At 69.8% G+C, this 15,439-nt stretch carries 15 protein-coding genes, 1 tRNA gene and 2 pseudogenes; 11 read left to right on the top strand and 7 right to left on the bottom strand.

Annotated features, from left to right (window positions below; all coding sequences use genetic code 11):
• Positions 1 to 72: 72 nt before the first annotated feature.
• The 6 genes from TR33_RS01085 (at position 73) to TR33_RS01110 (ending at position 6,048) form a co-directional block, all read left to right on the top strand.
• The gene (locus tag TR33_RS01085; protein WP_042280913.1) at positions 73 to 666 is read left to right on the top strand and encodes a hypothetical protein; all 594 of its coding nucleotides are present in this window, start codon (positions 73 to 75) and stop codon (positions 664 to 666) included.
• Positions 663 to 1,838 (top strand): PrsW family intramembrane metalloprotease, encoded by a 1,176-nt coding sequence (locus TR33_RS01090; RefSeq protein WP_042280914.1) that lies wholly within the window; start codon positions 663 to 665, stop codon positions 1,836 to 1,838. The genes TR33_RS01085 and TR33_RS01090 overlap by 4 nt, the downstream gene beginning before the upstream one ends.
• Positions 1,839 to 2,115: 277 nt before the next feature.
• Positions 2,116 to 3,162, top strand: a complete 1,047-nt coding sequence (locus TR33_RS01095) for an ABC transporter substrate-binding protein (protein ID WP_017533998.1) — start codon at positions 2,116 to 2,118, stop codon at positions 3,160 to 3,162.
• Complete coding sequence (locus TR33_RS01100) at positions 3,159 to 4,178, top strand: FecCD family ABC transporter permease (protein ID WP_017533999.1); 1,020 nt, start codon at positions 3,159 to 3,161, stop codon at positions 4,176 to 4,178. The genes TR33_RS01095 and TR33_RS01100 overlap by 4 nt, the downstream gene beginning before the upstream one ends.
• On the top strand, positions 4,175 to 5,242 hold the full coding sequence (locus TR33_RS01105; RefSeq protein ID WP_017534000.1) for a FecCD family ABC transporter permease: 1,068 nt from the start codon (positions 4,175 to 4,177) through the stop codon (positions 5,240 to 5,242). Before TR33_RS01100 ends, TR33_RS01105 begins: the two co-directional genes overlap by 4 nt.
• Positions 5,239 to 6,048 (top strand): ABC transporter ATP-binding protein, encoded by an 810-nt coding sequence (locus TR33_RS01110; RefSeq protein ID WP_017534001.1) that lies wholly within the window; start codon positions 5,239 to 5,241, stop codon positions 6,046 to 6,048. Before TR33_RS01105 ends, TR33_RS01110 begins: the two co-directional genes overlap by 4 nt.
• A gap of 52 nt (positions 6,049 to 6,100) precedes the next feature.
• On the opposite strand, the pseudogene TR33_RS26820 reads toward TR33_RS01110, so the two are convergent.
• A pseudogene (locus tag TR33_RS26820) lies at positions 6,101 to 6,650 on the bottom strand (transposase); the annotation flags it as partial.
• Between the two features lie 75 nt (positions 6,651 to 6,725).
• Here TR33_RS26820 and TR33_RS01120 point away from each other — a divergent pair.
• Positions 6,726 to 7,139, top strand: coding sequence for a VOC family protein (locus tag TR33_RS01120; protein ID WP_017534003.1), 414 nt, complete (start codon positions 6,726 to 6,728; stop codon positions 7,137 to 7,139).
• 59 nt (positions 7,140 to 7,198) lie between these two features.
• Here TR33_RS01120 and TR33_RS01125 read toward each other — a convergent pair whose 3' ends face one another.
• On the bottom strand, positions 7,199 to 7,354 hold the full coding sequence (locus TR33_RS01125; RefSeq protein ID WP_234305717.1) for a sigma factor-like helix-turn-helix DNA-binding protein: 156 nt from the start codon (positions 7,352 to 7,354) through the stop codon (positions 7,199 to 7,201).
• 27 nt (positions 7,355 to 7,381) lie between these two features.
• Between TR33_RS01125 and TR33_RS26520 the strand changes: the two genes are divergently transcribed.
• The 3 genes and pseudogenes from TR33_RS26520 to TR33_RS26825 all read left to right on the top strand — a co-directional run.
• Positions 7,382 to 7,588 (top strand): hypothetical protein, encoded by a 207-nt coding sequence (locus TR33_RS26520; protein ID WP_017534005.1) that lies wholly within the window; start codon positions 7,382 to 7,384, stop codon positions 7,586 to 7,588.
• Between the two features lie 30 nt (positions 7,589 to 7,618).
• Positions 7,619 to 8,098: an SAM-dependent methyltransferase gene (locus TR33_RS01135; protein WP_042280919.1), complete on the top strand. Its 480-nt coding sequence runs from the start codon at positions 7,619 to 7,621 to the stop codon at positions 8,096 to 8,098.
• 274 nt (positions 8,099 to 8,372) lie between these two features.
• A pseudogene (locus TR33_RS26825) lies at positions 8,373 to 8,491 on the top strand (IS5/IS1182 family transposase); the annotation flags it as partial.
• Between the two features lie 105 nt (positions 8,492 to 8,596).
• Here the strand turns inward: TR33_RS26825 and TR33_RS01145 are convergent.
• The 3 genes from TR33_RS01145 to TR33_RS01155 form a co-directional block, all read right to left on the bottom strand.
• Positions 8,597 to 8,670, bottom strand: a tRNA-Pro gene (locus TR33_RS01145).
• Between the two features lie 96 nt (positions 8,671 to 8,766).
• On the bottom strand, positions 8,767 to 10,485 hold the full coding sequence (locus TR33_RS01150) for a hypothetical protein (RefSeq protein ID WP_234305718.1): 1,719 nt from the start codon (positions 10,483 to 10,485) through the stop codon (positions 8,767 to 8,769).
• Positions 10,486 to 10,583: 98 nt separating this feature from the next.
• Entirely contained in the window at positions 10,584 to 11,246 is a 663-nt protein-coding gene (locus TR33_RS01155) for a hypothetical protein (RefSeq protein ID WP_234305719.1), read from the bottom strand.
• A 746-nt stretch (positions 11,247 to 11,992) separates the two neighbouring features.
• On the opposite strand from TR33_RS01155, the gene TR33_RS01160 reads away from it, so the two are divergent.
• The gene (locus TR33_RS01160) at positions 11,993 to 13,756 is read left to right on the top strand and encodes a TIGR03767 family metallophosphoesterase (RefSeq protein WP_042280925.1); all 1,764 of its coding nucleotides are present in this window, start codon (positions 11,993 to 11,995) and stop codon (positions 13,754 to 13,756) included.
• Between the two features lie 101 nt (positions 13,757 to 13,857).
• On the opposite strand, the gene TR33_RS01165 is transcribed toward TR33_RS01160, so the two are convergent.
• On the bottom strand, positions 13,858 to 14,886 hold the full coding sequence (locus TR33_RS01165; protein ID WP_042280927.1) for a glutathione S-transferase family protein: 1,029 nt from the start codon (positions 14,884 to 14,886) through the stop codon (positions 13,858 to 13,860).
• Positions 14,887 to 15,017: 131 nt separating this feature from the next.
• Positions 15,018 to 15,428, bottom strand: coding sequence for a RidA family protein (locus TR33_RS01170; RefSeq protein WP_199806087.1), 411 nt, complete (start codon positions 15,426 to 15,428; stop codon positions 15,018 to 15,020).
• Positions 15,429 to 15,439 lie beyond the last annotated feature (11 nt).

A 15,439-nucleotide genomic window follows, 5' to 3' on the forward strand; every position in this document is an offset into this window, starting at 1 on the left:
CCCGCTGCGGAGGGTCCACCGGTGTTTCGCTGGTACCGGTGGACATGACCTGAGCGCGCAGAAGGGGGCACGATGGTCGAGGCGAGCGAAGGACTGAGACACGCCAGACCCCGAGGGCCGCGGAGCGGCTGGGTCCCCCTGGGGATCTCCACCGCCGTGGTCGTGGTCCTGCTCGGCGGATGGGCGCTGGTGAACACCGTCCTCCCCTCCGGCACCCCCGTCGCGGCGGGGCAGAGCATGACGATCGCCTCGGCCGAGGGGCACGAGGCGAAGCTGACCTTCGGCCGAGGCTGGGAGATCTTCCCCGGCGACAGCAGCGCGGGCGACAACTACCGACTCGGCCACGGCTCCACTCAACTCCGGTTGAACGTGGCCCTCCCCGAACGGAGGGCCTCGGACATCGAGCTGTGGGAGGGGATGCGCAACATCGTCCGCGTCGGAGACCCCTCCGCCAGTCTGACCGACCCGCAACCGGTCACCACCGCGTCGGGGGCCGAAGGGCTGACCGGCGTCATGCACAGCAACCGGAACACCGGGACCGCCACCCTGTTCCCCTCGCCCAACAAGGGCTTCGTCATCGAGGCGACCGCCACCGGATCCGGTCAGGGCGAGGCCGAACGTCTGCTCCAGACGCTCCGATTCGACCGTGTCGGAGGTGGAGCATGAGTCACGCGCGCCCCGAACCCGACGTGCCCTCCACCGTGAACGGGAGGGTGCCACGACCACGCCCCTCCGCTCGAGAAGACGAGGAGGGCGGCCCTCGGCGCGTCGGTCGCGGGCCCGCGACCGACCGCCACCGGACCCTTAGGATCGTCACCGGGATCGTCTTCGGTCTGGGGTGCCTGATCGGGTTCGGCATGTTCGTGAACGGCTTCCTCGGCATGGTGTTGGTCTTCCCCGGCGAGACCGCGCTGTCGTTCGTCCTGCTCGCGGTGGTCGGCGTCGTGGGATTCGCGGTGCTCCGCCGGATCCGGCCGGTCCGGGCCCCGACGATGGCCGTCTCGATCCTGGCCCTGGTGTGGGGCATGACCGGAGCCCTCGGCCTGGCGCTGACGGCCAACGGCCACCTGCTGTCGATCTGGAACAAGGTCGCCGGCCTGCCCTTCGGCGGCGAGTGGGGGGCGGCGCTCACCGCGCCGTTGAACGAGGAGCTGCTCAAGGTCGTCGGGATCGTGCTCATCGCGGTCCTCCTTCCGAGGGCGATCCGCAGCCCCATCGACGGCTTCATCGTCGGCGCTCTCGTCGGGCTGGGCTTTCAGCTGGTGGAGGACCTCACCTACTCGCTGAACATGATCGTCATGAGGGGCGGTATCGACGGCGTCGTCGCCGTCGTGCAGTCCTTCTTCCTCCGGGTCGTGCTCACCGGGCTGGGCTCGCACTGGGCGATGACGGCCGTGGCGGGGGCCGCGGTGGGGCTGGTCGCGGCGGCCTCTTGGCGCCCCGAAGGCCGCCGGACCGTCCAGGCGGCCCTGCTCCTGCTGTTGGCGATCGTCCTGCACTGGCTCTTCGACGCGCCGCTGCTGGGTTCGGTCTCGGGAATCCTGTTCAAGGGGCTGCTCATCTTCCTGACGGCCGTGACCGTCTACCTCGTCGCCCGCCACACCTACCGTTCCCGGGTCCGACGGGCCTTGGCCGAGGCCGGTGACGAGCTGGGGATGCGGCGTTCCTCCGCGATGGCCCTGGCCGGTCGTCGGGCACGCGTCAAGGAGCTACGCGCCACCCCGGTGCCGGAACGGCCGGCCGCGCGGAACCGGCAACGACAGATGGTCGCGTTCGCCGAGGAGAGGGCGGTCGAGTACCACCCGCCGCCCCGGCCGGAGCCCGTGCTCGGCGAATGAGCCGCCTCCGAACACCGACGAGGCCCCCGGTGCCGACCGGGGGCCTCGTCGTATCCCCACCCCTCCGACCTGCGCCCCGAGTGGCCACGAACGCGGCTCATAGGTTAGCTTTACCTAAATCGGGCGCAATGGTGCTCTTCAGGCACTTCGGCATCGCTGTGCGCTCCGATACCACCGACACCACGGGCCCCGTGCGCGGCCGACACCGCCCACGCCCCGCCTTCGACCCCTCGGGGAGATCGCCCGCGGCGACACCATCAGCGATCAGAGGATTCCCTTGTCCAGACTCACCACCGCCACCACGGTCCTCGTGGCGGGAGCACTCCTCCTCAGCGGCTGCGGCACCACCGAGACCTCCGGCACCGGGGACAACCGGTCGAACGTGGCCACCGGACAGGAGGGCTTCCAGGACGTGCGCGAGCTCTCCGAACGGCTCGGCACGGACGCCGCCCCCGGCGAGTTCCCCCGCGTCGTGGACAACCTCGTCGCCAACGGCGAGGTCGGACCGACGGAGATCCCGGCCAAGCCCGAGCGGGTCATCGTCCTCGACACCGGTGAACTGGACAACGTGCTCTCCCTCGGCATCGAACCGGTCGGGATCGCCCACCCCGCCGACGCCGGGATCGCCCCCGACTACCTGGAGGTCGGCGACGCGGTGGACCTGGGCGCCTACGACGCTCTCGACCTCGAACAGATCAAGAACCTCGAGCCCGACCTCATCCTGGGCACCACGCTCCGGATCGACGACGACGGTCTGAAGGAGAGCCTCCAGGAGATCGCCCCGACCGTTCTCGCGCCCCGCCCCGGCGTGCTCTGGAAGGAGAACTTCCTGCTGAACGCGGACGCCCTGGGAGAGGAGGAGCGGGCCCGCGAACTCCTCGACGCCTACGAAGAGCGCGCGGGCGAGGTCGGTGACGCCATCGTCGAGGCCAACGGGGGCGAGGTCCCCACCGTGTCCATGCTCCGCTTCATGGCCGGCCGCACCCGCCTGTACGGCAACGACTCCTTCATCGGTGTCCTGCTCCAGGACGTGGGCCTGAAGCGCCCCGAGGCCGAGGACATCGACGACCTCGCCCTGGAGATCTCCCCCGAGGAGATCACCCTGGCCGAAGGCGACTGGGTGCTCTGGGGCACCTACGGCGAGGCCGACGCGACCGAGCAGGCCGCCGTGGTGGACGGCCCCCTCTGGGACCGGGTCCCCGCCGTCGCCGACGACGGCCTGGTCCGCGAGATCCCCGACGAGACCTGGTACCTGGGCCTGGGCGTGACCGGCGCCGAACACGTTCTGGACGATCTGACCGAGATCGCCGACAGCCTCCGGTGACACCCCGATCCCTCGCGCCGAGGAGGACCGCGCACACCGGCGCGGTCCTCCTCGGCGCCCTCGTCCTACTGATCGTGGCCTTCCTGGTCAGCCTCGCCGTGGGCACGCGCGTCCTCTCCCCCGTCGAGACCCTCCAAGGGATCTTCGGCCGGGAGGGCATCGCCGCCACCGTCATCTGGGAGATGCGCTTCCCCCGGACCCTCCTGGGCCTGCTCGTGGGCGCGAGCCTGGGCATGGCGGGGGTGCTCGCCCAGTCCGTGACCCGCAACCCCCTCGCCGACCCCGGGCTACTGGGCATCTCCTCCGGAGCCGCGGTCGCCGTGGTCGCGGGGAGCGCCTTCCTCGGTCTCGGCGCGGGCGCCCCACGGGTCCTCCTCGCCCTGCTGGGCGCCGCGCTGGCCACGGCGGCGGTGTACCTGTTCGCCCAGCGCTCCCCCGAAGGCCTCACACCCGTCAACATGACCCTGGCCGGCGCGGCCACCACCGCCTTCCTCGGCGCCGTGATCTCCGCGACCGTGCTGCTCAGCGCCTCGACCATGGACCAGTACCGGTTCTGGGTGGTCGGGGCCCTCACCATGCCCGGGACCGGGGTGCTCCCGCCCAGCGTCCCCTTCATGCTCGCGGGCGCCGTCCTGGCCCTGGTGGTGTCCGGCTCGCTCAACGCGATGGCCCTGGGCGACGACACCGCGGCCGCCCTCGGGGTCCGGGTCATGCGGACCCGACTGCTGGCCGGAGCCGCCGTGGTCCTGCTCTCGGGCACCGCCGTGGCCCTGGCCGGACCGATCGCCTTCGTCGGCCTGGTGATCCCGCACATCGCCCGAGCGCTGGTGGGCGGCGACGTCCGACGACTGCTCGCCTGCGCCGCACTGCTCGGCCCGCTGCTCCTTCTGATCTCCGACGTCGTGGGACGGCTGGTGGCCCGGCCCGGCGAACTCCAGGTGGGGGTCGTGACCGCACTGGTCGGGGCGCCCTTCTTCATCTGGTTGACCCGACGTACCAAGGAGCGTGGCCTGTGACCGCCACCGTACGCGCGGGCCGTCCGTCACGCGCCCTCGACCTGCTCCCCCGCCCCCGGCCGCGCGCCCGGGTGGTGGTGGCGACCCTGTCCGTCGCCGTCCTGGTGATCCTCTCCGCCCTGGTGGCGCTGAGCCTGGGCGATCGACCGACCGCGCCCGCGGACCTGTGGGCCGCGTTGCACGGCCGAGGCGCGGAGAACACCGTCTACGCGGTACGGGAGGTCCGGCTTCCGCGTGTGGCGCTGGCGATCCTGGTCGGCGCGGCCTTCGGACTGGCGGGCGGGCTCGGCCAGAGCGTACTGCGCAACCCGCTGGCCAGCCCGGACGTCCTGGGGATCAGCGCGGGCGCCTCCACCGCGGCCGTCGGGGTGATCGCCGTGGGCACGCTGGGCGGGCCCGTGGGCGTCGTCCCGATCCCGGTGGCCGCCCTGGCCGGAGGGCTGGGCGCGGCCGCGCTGATCTTCCTGCTGGCCCGAGGCGATTCCCTACGGGGACGGCGGCTCCTCCTGGTCGGGATCGCCCTGTCGGCGGCGTTGACCGGGTTCACGCAGTACCTGCTGACCGTGGTGGACGTGCACGACGCGCAGCGCGCGGCGGTCTGGCTCACCGGCAGCCTGAACACCCGCTCGTGGGAGGACGCCGTCCCGGTCGCCCTCGGCCTGGCGGTCCTACTGCCCACCGCTCTGGTGCTGGCGCACACCAACCGCGCCCTGCTCTTCGAGGACGACGTGGTCGTCGGCTGGGGTGTGCGCACCGGCCGGGCCCGGGCGACGCTCCTGCTGGTGTCCGTGTGCCTGGCGGCGCTCGCGACCTCGGCGGCCGGGCCGGTGGCCTTCGTCGCCCTGGTATCGGGGCAGGTCGCGCGACGGCTAGCCGCCGTCCCCGACATCCCACCCCTGCTGTCCGCGTCGACCGGCGCCGCCCTGGTGCTGATCGCCGACACCGTGGCGCGCACCGCGCTGCCCGTGCAGCTTCCGGTCGGCGTGCTCACCGCGCTGGTCGGCGCCCCGTACCTGCTGTACCTGTTGCAGCGACGCCGTGGATCGAGAGGTACCGCCCGATGACCGACGCCGAGAGCCGGACCGCCCGTCTGGAGGCACGTGACGTCCGTCTGGGGTACGGCGGTGACCCCGTCGTACCCGGGCTGTCCGTACGGATCCCGGACGGGCTGGTCACGACCGTGGTGGGCGCCAACGCCTGCGGCAAGTCCACGCTGCTACGCGGCCTGTCCCGGCTGTTGGAGCCCTCGGGCGGCTCGGTGCTCCTGGACGGAAAGGACCTGGCCAAGACCCCCTCGCGCGAGGTCGCCCGGGTGTTGGGGATGCTGCCCCAGTCCCCCACCGCCCCCGAGGGCATCACCGTCCGGGACCTGGTCTCCCGGGGCCGCCACCCGCACCAGAGCTGGTGGCGCCAGTGGGGCGAGGACGACCACGAGGCCGTGGAGGACGCGCTCCGGGCGACCGGAACGGACGGGTTCGCCGACCGTGACGTGGACGAACTGTCCGGCGGCCAGCGGCAGCGGGTGTGGATCGCCATGGCGGTGGCCCAGCGCACCGACCTGCTGCTGTTGGACGAGCCCACCACCTACCTGGACATGGCGCATCAGCTGGACGTGCTGGAGCTGGTCTCCAACCTCAACCGCGAACGCGGCAGCACCGTGGTCATGGTGCTGCACGACCTCAACCTGGCCTGCCGGTACGCCCACCACATCGTGGCCATGCGGGCGGGACGGATCGTCGCCCAAGGGCCGCCGGCCGAGGTGGTGACGGAGGAACTGCTGCGCGAGGTGTTCTCCGTGGAGGCGACGGTGCTCACCGACCCGGTGTCGGGCACCCCGGTGATCGTCCCCCAGCGCACCGTGCGTCCCTGACGCAGGCGAAGGAAGGGCGTTCACCTGGGCGCCCCCTTTAGAGCTCGTTGTCCTTGTCCCCGTGCGACTTGGAAGGCCTGCACCGCCGTGGCCCACGGCGGTGCAGGACCGGAGGGCCCCCGAACCAAAGGCTGCGGGTCGTGGACGTTGACCCCCGAGACCGCCACGGACAAGGACATACAGGCCCGGTCGGTGATCAAGTGGACCTTCGACCCATTCTCACCCCGGTCTACAGGATTCGGACCTGTCAACTCCCCCCTTGGAGGGCCCGCATATTGACCGGGTCGATCACCCACCGAGACCAGTCCACACCGACCACGGGCACCGACTTCGTCCAGGACCAGCCGGTGCGGCTCGGCCTGGGCCCGGGCCTGGAACCACTCGATGAAGCACCGGTGCGCGGTGGCCCCGGACAGACCGAACACCGGCGGAAGCTGCGCCCAGGCGCGGCCGGACGTGGACACGAAGACGATCGCGGCCACCTACCTCACGATCGCCGTGTCTGCGTCGACCGCCGCCCTGAGGACGTGTGAGCGCCCCGCCCCCACCCGCTGGAACAGCTCCCACGGCTCATCCGGAACAAGGCCTTCGACCATCGACACACGGCCAGGCCATCGAGCATCCAAATGAGATGAACCCTTGGTTCACCGGTTACTGCGTACAGGGGAAGGAATCCGATGAACGCAAGCCACGGCGCTTTACATCATGTCGAGCTGTGGGTACGCGAACTCGACACCGCCGAGCACAGCCTCGGATGGCTGCTGCCGGCTCTGGGCTACGAGGAATACGAGCGCTGGGGGCGGGGTGTCAGCTACAGGCTCGGGGCCACTTACATCGTGCTTGAGGCGAGTCCCGCGGTACGAGGCGAGCATGACCGCAAGCGCGCCGGGTTGAACCATCTCGCCTTTCACGTGAACACCGCCGACGAGGTGGAGTCGCTGGTACGCAAGGCGGCCGGCCAGGGGTGGACGCTGATGTTCGCCGATCGGCACCCCCATGCGGCCGGGCCTGATCGGCATGTGGCGTATCTGGAGGATCCGGACGGGTTCGAAGTCGAGCTCGTGGCTAGGGATAAGACTGCCGAGCCCTGAGTTACGCCCGTCATATCCAATTCTTCTCGCGCGCGTAGCGGGCGACCTTCCCGACGCGTCTACGTGGCGGTCTTCTGGACGGCGCTGAAGAGGTGGTCCCGCACCGCCCCGGTCGGCAGGTGAAGGGTCTCGCTCGTCTGGACGATGGTGAGCCCCTTCAGGGTGCATTCGAGGACGTCGTGTTCGCGTTCGGTCAGTGGGCTGTATGAGGTCATCACCTGGACGAAGAGCTCGTTGTCGATGTGGCGCCCGCCTTCGGGCATGTCGAGGTCGAGGAGCACCGCATCGGGGCGATGGCGCTGGACCTGCCGGAGCACTTCTTCCCCGGTCGCGGCCTCTGCAACGACCGGGACGTCCCCTTCGGTCTTCGAGGGGGACTCGGCACCACGATCTTCAACACCTTGTTCGTCGCCGCACTCACGTCAGGGCTCCTGGCGCTCATATTCTGACAAGGTCGAAAGAGAAGGGCAGGACAAGACATGTCGATTCACTTGACCCCCATCGGCTTCGTGCACAGCACACGGACGGATGCCACCGACGACGCCTGGGACGCGGAAGCGACGACCATCCACCTCGACGGCGACACCTTCCCCCCCGAGGCGCTCCAGGGCCTCGACGCATTCAGCCACGCGGTGATCGTCTACTGGTTCGACCGCGTCCCGACTGAGAAGATCACGACCGGAGCCCGGCACCCTCGGGGGAACGAGTCATGGCCGAAGGTCGGTATCTTCGCCCAGCGGGGCAAGAACCGCCCCAACCGCATCGGCGTTACCACCGTGCGAATCGTCGACGTCCAGAACCTGAGCGTCACGGTCGAAGGTCTCGACGCGATCGATCGGACCCCGGTTCTGGACATCAAGCCCTACATGCTCGAGTTCGCACCACGCGGCACTGTCTCCCAACCGCAATGGTCGAAGGAACTCATGTCCGACTACTGGCGAACAATCCAATCCCGGTAGTCACCGAAAAAGGCGTGAGCCCCCTACCATTGCATCTCCCCCTTGCCAGGCGAGGACTCGGTGATGCTCACACGAACAGGAGCACCTTGAAGAGCCAAGCGGCGATGCAGGGTCCAAGGCCCGATTCCGCGTTCAGGATGTGAACCTGTTCGATGGCGCGTCACCGGGTCGGGAGACGAGAGTCGTCATTGGAACTGTTCCGCGTGCTGTAGCGAAATTTCTCGTTCCACCTGCTCAGAGTTCATCTCATTTGGATGCTCGATGGCCTGGCCGTGTGTCGATGGTCGAAGGCCTTGTTCCGGATGAGCCGTGGGAGCTGTTCCAGCGGGTGGCGCCGGGGCGCTCACGCGTCCTCAGGGCGGCGGTCGACGCAGACACGGCGATCGTGAGGTAGGTGGCCGCGAGGAACGCAATCTGCGTGACGTGGGGTGATGCCCCCGGAGACGCGGAAAGAGGCCCACCGGATGGTGGACCTCTCTACAACCTGCTACTTCTCTGTCGGGACGGCGGGATTTGAACCCACGACCCCTTGACCCCCAGTCAAGTGCGCTGCCAAACTGCGCTACGTCCCGTGCGCCGATCCGCCGTCTCCGGCGCGACCAACAGCTCAGACTCTATCGCATTTCCCGGGCCCGACGAACATCGGCGAGGCCGCGCCCGGGACCGGATCAGGGGGTCCATCCCTCCAAGCGCTCGGACCCCCCGTCCCGGGCGACCGCCACGAGAGCTCCCGGGACGGCGATCGCCTCCGAGGCCGCGCGGCCTTCCGAGAACATCATGGTCGGGCTCTCCCAACCCACGGTCTCCCCGAAGGGCGCGACCAGGGTGTAACCGGACTCGCCCACGTAGTCCCGCGCACCGACGAAGGCCAGGGCGTCCTCCAGTACCGCGATGGACGACCCGCCGATGGTGATGTCGTGAAGGTAGACCCCCTCGACCACGGCCGTGCCCGTGACCTCTCCGGAGGGGTCGATCCGGTGGAAGGTGGTCTCCAACTCTCCCGTCTCACGGGCGATCACGGCCCCGTTCGCGTCGGCCGCCACCACCCCCCTGAGGTCCGCGCTGTAGGCGTGCTCCTCGGGAAGGACCACGAGGTCCTCACCGGTCTCCGCGTCGAGCACCAGGGTCCTGCCCTCGGGGCCGCGTTCCAGCACGACCACGTGACCCTCTCCCGGTTCCGGGACCGTCTTCTGCCGGGGACCCTCCTCACCGGGCGGGACGCTCCACTCGCGGGTCCAGAGCTCGATCTCCTCCTCCCGGTCGACCGCCACGAGCCGGGCGTCCACACCGGTCCCCTCCCACCCGAAGGGGTCGTTCGCCCTGACCGCGTTCTCGAAGAGCTCCCCGTCCTCGTCCGGGCAACCGACGGTCCCGACGATGAGAGGTCCGTGGTTCAGCACTCCGGTGACCGTGCAGTCTTCGGGGAGGTCGGAGATCTCCGCGAGGATCTCCAGGTCCCATTCCCCGTAGGACCCCTCCCGAGGAGGAGGGACGAGGTCGCCCCGCACCTCGACGACCCTCCCGTCGGCCGGGTCCAGCACATCCGTGGCACGCGGGTCCTCGCCGTCCTCGGTCTCGCCCACCAGGTGGCGTACGTGCACACGACCATCGCGTGTCCACACTTCATCGACCGGATCGTTGGGGCGCAGATAGGACCACCTCTCGGCCCCGCTCGCCCCGTCCAACGCGGTCACCCCGTCGGACAACAGAACGAGCGGCCCGTGATCCCAGACCTCGACGGCGCGGATCTCCTGCCCTCGGGGCGGACGCCACTCCCAACCGACGCCGGAGACCGTGGCCGGGATCGCCTCGGGTTCCCCGAGGTCACCGGCGACGCGATGCGGCACCCAGGGGACGACGAACCGGGCGAGCGACACCCCGACGAGGACGACCGCCACGGCCCCGATCCCGACCATCGGCAGGAACCTCCGGGCCGGCCTCGGCTCGAACCGCCGACCACCGGCGAGCATGAGAAGACACCCCAGGGCCACGGCGCAGACCACCAGCCACACGTGCGCGTCGTCCGGCCGGGCGAGGACCGCTCGCCCTTCCGGAGTGGTCCCGCTGAAGAGCCCCTCGGGGAAGGCGCTCCACACCAGGTAGAGAGCGAGCAGGCAGGCCAGGGACATCCAGACGAGATACACGGGGACGGAGGGAGGGTAGAGGTGGTGGCGTCTCCATCTCATCCCGCCCCTCAGGATCAGGACCGCCAAGGGGACGGCCGTCCACCAGAGGGAGCCGCCGGAGGCTTCGAGCCACTCTCCGCGGGTCACGGACATCGTCACGAGCCATAGCAGGGCGCCGACCAGTAGCCCCGCGCCGATCCACACGGGCACGGGCCCGGGCCGGAACGGCCCTCCACCATCCTCACGAGCCTTGCCCGTCACCGTTCTCACCTTTTCTCATCTCGTTCGTGTTCGGCACAGACCCCGAAAGGGCGCCCCGGGAAGGGATCCCGGGGCGCCCCGAACATTCGAGGACGAAACTAGCCGAACAGGTCCGGGCGGTGACGGCGGGCCTCCAACACGAGGGGGTTGTCCCATCCGTCCGGTCCGGCGGACTGGAAGGAGATCGCGACCAGCTCGGCCCCGGTGCGGGGGTGCCGGGGCTGGGCGGCGAACACCTGACGCATCCGGGCGGCCTGATCCGGCACGACGCGCTCTCCCCACCCGATGAGGCCGCGTGACTCCAGGTCCTTGACCTGGACGTTCTTTCCGCCGACCTCGACCCCCCTGCCGGCCGAGATCCGGTCGAGCGTCCGATCGATCTGGACGATGTCCGGCCAGCGCAGCCGGACCTGGAACCCGATGTGGTCGCGCAGCTCCACCCCGACCGGGGAGGTCAGGACGGTGGTGCCGCGGATCATCCTCCTGGTCTTGATCACGGGTGTGACCGCGAGGCAGAGGGTGGCGATGGCCCCGACGACGATCCCGCCGGTCATCCCCGTCCCGGAGGCGATCGTCTCGAAGAGGATCGAGCCGAGGAGCAGGAAGACGACGAAGAACACCCCCAGGAGCGGGCTGAACGCCAACAGGTAACGCAGATAGGTACCGGCTCCCCCTGAGGGGTGGAAGGCCTGTGTGCCCGGCTCTCCCGGCAGAGGCCATTCGGGGGAGACACGATCCCACCCCTGCGGCAGCCCTTCCACCGCCACGTGCTGCGGCGCCCGCCCGTGGTACGACGGCTGCCCGTGGCCGGGCGGCCACGCGTATCCGTGCGGCGGCCCCGGCGAGGGCGGACCCCATTGCTGCTGCGACTGCTGAGGATGTGGCGGGTACTGCGGATGCTGTGGGGGTCGCGGGCCGGGGTGACCGCCCCACCCTCCCTGTGGCGGGTACCCGTTCACTCTCTCGCCCCCGGGTTCGGTCCGGTATCCGTCTTCGTTCTCATCTGTCCCCCGTCTCCTTCGCGTCCGTCCATCGATTCCGGGTTCGAACGCCGGAACAGTGTGCCAGGGAACGCCCGACCACGTCACGGTCCGGCCCCGTTCACCGGCTCTCCCACCCGACACGTGACCCCCTCGGGCCGTGAACGCTTCCGGAGCGCCCCTACCGGTCGGGGTGCCGAGAACGGCATGAGGATGGCCGCATCCGGCCAAACGTGAGATCTTTTCATCTTTATGAAGGCTCGGGAAGGGCCCGGAGAACGAGCCGAGGCCCCGCGTCGACCCGCAGGTGGACGGCCCGACGGCACGACGGGACGACCTCGCCGCGGCCCCCCGTTCCCGGAAAGAGCCGAACCCGGCATCGTACCCACCCGGGCCCGCCCCCCTCCCTCCGCGCCCCCGGACCGATGCCCCTCTCCCCCGTTGCCCCGGCGATCCCGGTGACCTTCAATAGGGTCCACCCCGCACCCCGCAAGGCCCGCATCGGGCCGAAAGGACACACCACACGCATGGCCTCCTTCAACCGGCGTGGATTTCTCCTGAGCTCGGCGGTGGGCCTGGCGGCCCTGGGGCTGAGCGCCCCTCCCGTCTCGGCCGCCACTCACGACCGACTCCTCCGCCGCACCCTGGACCGGGTCGTCGACCCCGAGGGCACCACCCTCGCCGAGGTCGCCACCCCCGTCGGCGACGGCTACCGACTGCTGACCTCCGGCCCCGGATGGCCCATCGAGGTCCGCGAGGACCTGGTGGCGGCCCGTTCCGACCGCGACGACCGCCGCACCCCCTTGGCGGCCTTCGTCCAGTTCACCGACCTGCACATCATGGACGCCCAGAGCCCGGTGCGCTTCGAGTACACCCACCCGATCCTGGGATCCAGCGCCCACCGCCCCCAGGAGACGCTCGCCCCGCTCGGCGCCTCGGCCCTGGTCGCCAGGGTCAACTCCCTGCGTGCCGGTCCCGTCACCGGACGTCCCTTCGACTTCATGATGACCACGGGCGACAACACCGACAATCACGAGCAGATCGAGCTCGAATGGCTCATGGCGATCCTCAACGGAGGGTCGATCACCCCCAACACCGGAGATCCGTCCGGCTACGAGGGCGTGCAGAACTGCGGCTCCGACCTGTACTGGCATCCCGACAGCGAGCGCGGCGACCGGTACAAGTCCCGAGGCTTCTTCCCCCACCTGCCCGGTTTCCTGGACGCGGCCACCTCCGAGTTCCACAGCCCGGGGCTGGACGTCCCCTGGTACTGCACGATCGGCAACCACGACAACACCCCGTCCGGCACCCTGCCCGTCGGAAGCCTCACGGACTGCTTCATCGGCGACCGCAAGATCATGTTCGCCGACGACCGGGTGACCGAGCAGGCCGCGGCCGCCATGACCGAACCCGACCAGGTCGGCGAGCTTCCCGACGAGGTCGAGCGGTTGGAGGAGCCCGGAACGGTCAAGGCCTCGTCCATCACCTCCACCGTGACCCCCGACGAGCGGCGCATGCCCTTCGACACCAAGGGGTTCGTCGCCGCCCACCTGAGCGAGGCCAACACCGGCCCCGGGCCGGTGGGGCACGGCTTCACCGAGGCCAACGCCGACGGGGTCGACTGCTTCTACACCTTCCCCATCGCCGAGGGCGTCACCGGGATCAGCATGGACACGACCACCCTGGCCGGCCTGGCCAACGGGTCCATCGGCAAGACCCAGTACGACTGGCTGGAGCGGACCCTGCGCGCGTCGAGCTCGGTCTACTACGACCTGCTCGGACGGCGCCGGACCCAGCAGGTCACCGACGAACTGTTCGTCCTGTTCAGCCATCACACCAGCGACACGATGACCAACCCGCTCCCGGACCGTCGCCGCCCGGCCGAGCTGCGCTACATCGGCGACATCCTCGTCACCATGCTCAAGCGCTATCCGAACGTGCTGGCCTGGGTGAACGGGCACACCCACTACAACAAGGTGCGTGCGCACACCTCCAGCAGCCCCGAACGCGGTTTCTGGGAGATCAACACCGCCTCTCACATCGACCACCCGCAGATGGCCCGCTGCATCGAGATCGTGGACAACGCCGACGGGACGATGTCACTGTTCACCACCCTGTTGGAGGCCGACAGCCCCTATCAGGTGGACCACGGCGACTACTCGCAGGCCGGTCTGGCGTCGCTGTACCGAGAGCTGTCGGTCAACGACCTGTACGCCGACGCCGCCAACCTCGGTTCGGAGGCCGACCGCAACGTCGAACTCCTGGTCGCCGCGCACCATCCGGCACGGTGAGACCTCCCCGTCCGGCCGGACCTCGGAACCCGGCCGGGCGGGGCCCCGGGCCCGTCACCGACATCGGCGACTCGAAGCCTTGAGCCCGCCCGCCGGAGCCCTCAGCCCTGGAACTCCAGGTCCGTGACCCGTTCGTTCTCCGGCACCGGATCCGGAGGGGTGTCCCCTCGGAAGGGTTCGCCGTTCAGCGCCTCACGGTAGTGGGGCTCCTCCCAGCCGTACGGATCGGGCCCCACCGCCACGATGCGGGAGGGGTTGATGCCGGTGTGCACGTAGTAGTAGTGCTCCCGGATGTGGAGCAGATCTGTGGTGTCTCCGAAACCCGGTGTCTGGTAGAGGTCACGCGCGTAGGCCCACAGCACCGGATACTCGGAGAGCTTGCGCCGGTTGCACTTGAAGTGGCCGTGGTAGACCGCGTCGAACCGGACCAGGGTGGCCCACAGACGTAGATCCGCCAGGGTGATGTGATCGCTCACCAGATAACGGTGTCCGGCCAACCGCCGTTCCAGGTAGCCGAGCCGAGAGAAGACGTTGGAGACGGCGTCCTCGTAGACCTCCTGGTCGGGGGCGAACCCGGCCCGGTAGACCCCGTGGTTGAGATCGCGGTGGATCCAGGCGCTCACCGTGTCGATCTCCTCCCGTAGGAGCTCCGGGTAGAGGGAGGGCGCGCCCTCCCTGGCCAGATCGCCCCATTCGGTGGCCAGATCGACGCTGAGCATGTCGTAGTCGTTGGAGACCAGTTCCCCGGTGGCCACGTCCACCAGGGCGGGAACGCTCACACCCCCGGTGTAGTGGGGGTCGCGTGCCAGATAGGCCTCGCGCAGAGCGTGGATCCCCAGGACCGGGTCCTTGCCGTCCCGGTCTCCGTTGCCCTCGCTGAAGACCCAGTGCGGTTCACCGTCGATGACCTCCTGTAGGGGATCGACGACCGCCAGGGAGATCGCCTCTTCCAACCCCATGATGCGCCGGACCATGACCACCCGATGCGCCCATGGGCAGGCCCGGCTGACGACCAGACGGTAGCGGCCCGGTTCGGCGACGCGCCCGTAGCGCCCATCGGAGGTGACCCGGTCGGTGAAAGCCGAGGGATCGCGCTCGAAATCCTCGGTCGGCAGCATGTTGGCCCGCATACAGCACACCCTCCCTGCTCGGAGAACCCGTCCTCCTCCGATCCTAGGGCGGCGAGGGTCGGCTCATCAGGTTGTCCACAGCCTCGATCCGGGCGGATCCGGCCGCCCCCGTGGGACGGCCGGGGCGCGATTCATCGATCGTGGACGGCGGCCACGGCCTCGATCTCCACCAGCTGATCGTCGTAACCCAGAACGGTGACGCCCAGAAGGGTGCTGGGGACGTCGTGATCGCCGAAGGCGTCGCGGACCACCTCCCAGGCGGCGACCAGGTCGTCCTGGGAGGAGGAGGCGACGAGCACCCGGGTGCTCACCACGTCGGTGAGGCCGGCACCGGCCTCGGCGAGCGCCGTCCGCAGGTTGGCCACGCAGACGGCGGCCTGGCCCGCGTAGTCGCCCACCGCGGCGGTGGTTCCGTCCTTCTCCAGCGGGCACGCGCCGGCGGGGAAGATCAGACGCGTCCCGGCCGGGACGGTGGCCGCGTAGGCGTATTCGGCCGCGTCGGAGAGGGCGGCGGAACGGATGAGGGTCACTGCGCTGTTCATGAGGGTCTCCC

Source organism: Nocardiopsis alba, assembly GCF_000710955.1.
Lineage (GTDB): Bacteria > Actinomycetota > Actinomycetes > Streptosporangiales > Streptosporangiaceae > Nocardiopsis > Nocardiopsis alba.

Coding starts and splice junctions, on each gene's coding strand:
- TR33_RS01085 (WP_042280913.1), top strand. CDS start 73: ATGGTCGAGGCGAGCGAAGGACTGAGACACGCCAGACCCCGAGGGCCG.
- TR33_RS01090 (WP_042280914.1), top strand. CDS start 663: ATGAGTCACGCGCGCCCCGAACCCGACGTGCCCTCCACCGTGAACGGG.
- TR33_RS01110 (WP_017534001.1), top strand. CDS start 5,239: ATGACCGACGCCGAGAGCCGGACCGCCCGTCTGGAGGCACGTGACGTC.
- TR33_RS01120 (WP_017534003.1), top strand. CDS start 6,726: ATGAACGCAAGCCACGGCGCTTTACATCATGTCGAGCTGTGGGTACGC.
- TR33_RS01125 (WP_234305717.1), bottom strand. CDS start 7,354: ATGACCTCATACAGCCCACTGACCGAACGCGAACACGACGTCCTCGAA.
- TR33_RS01135 (WP_042280919.1), top strand. CDS start 7,619: ATGTCGATTCACTTGACCCCCATCGGCTTCGTGCACAGCACACGGACG.
- TR33_RS01160 (WP_042280925.1), top strand. CDS start 11,993: ATGGCCTCCTTCAACCGGCGTGGATTTCTCCTGAGCTCGGCGGTGGGC.
- TR33_RS01165 (WP_042280927.1), bottom strand. CDS start 14,886: ATGCGGGCCAACATGCTGCCGACCGAGGATTTCGAGCGCGATCCCTCG.
- TR33_RS01170 (WP_199806087.1), bottom strand. CDS start 15,428: ATGAACAGCGCAGTGACCCTCATCCGTTCCGCCGCCCTCTCCGACGCG.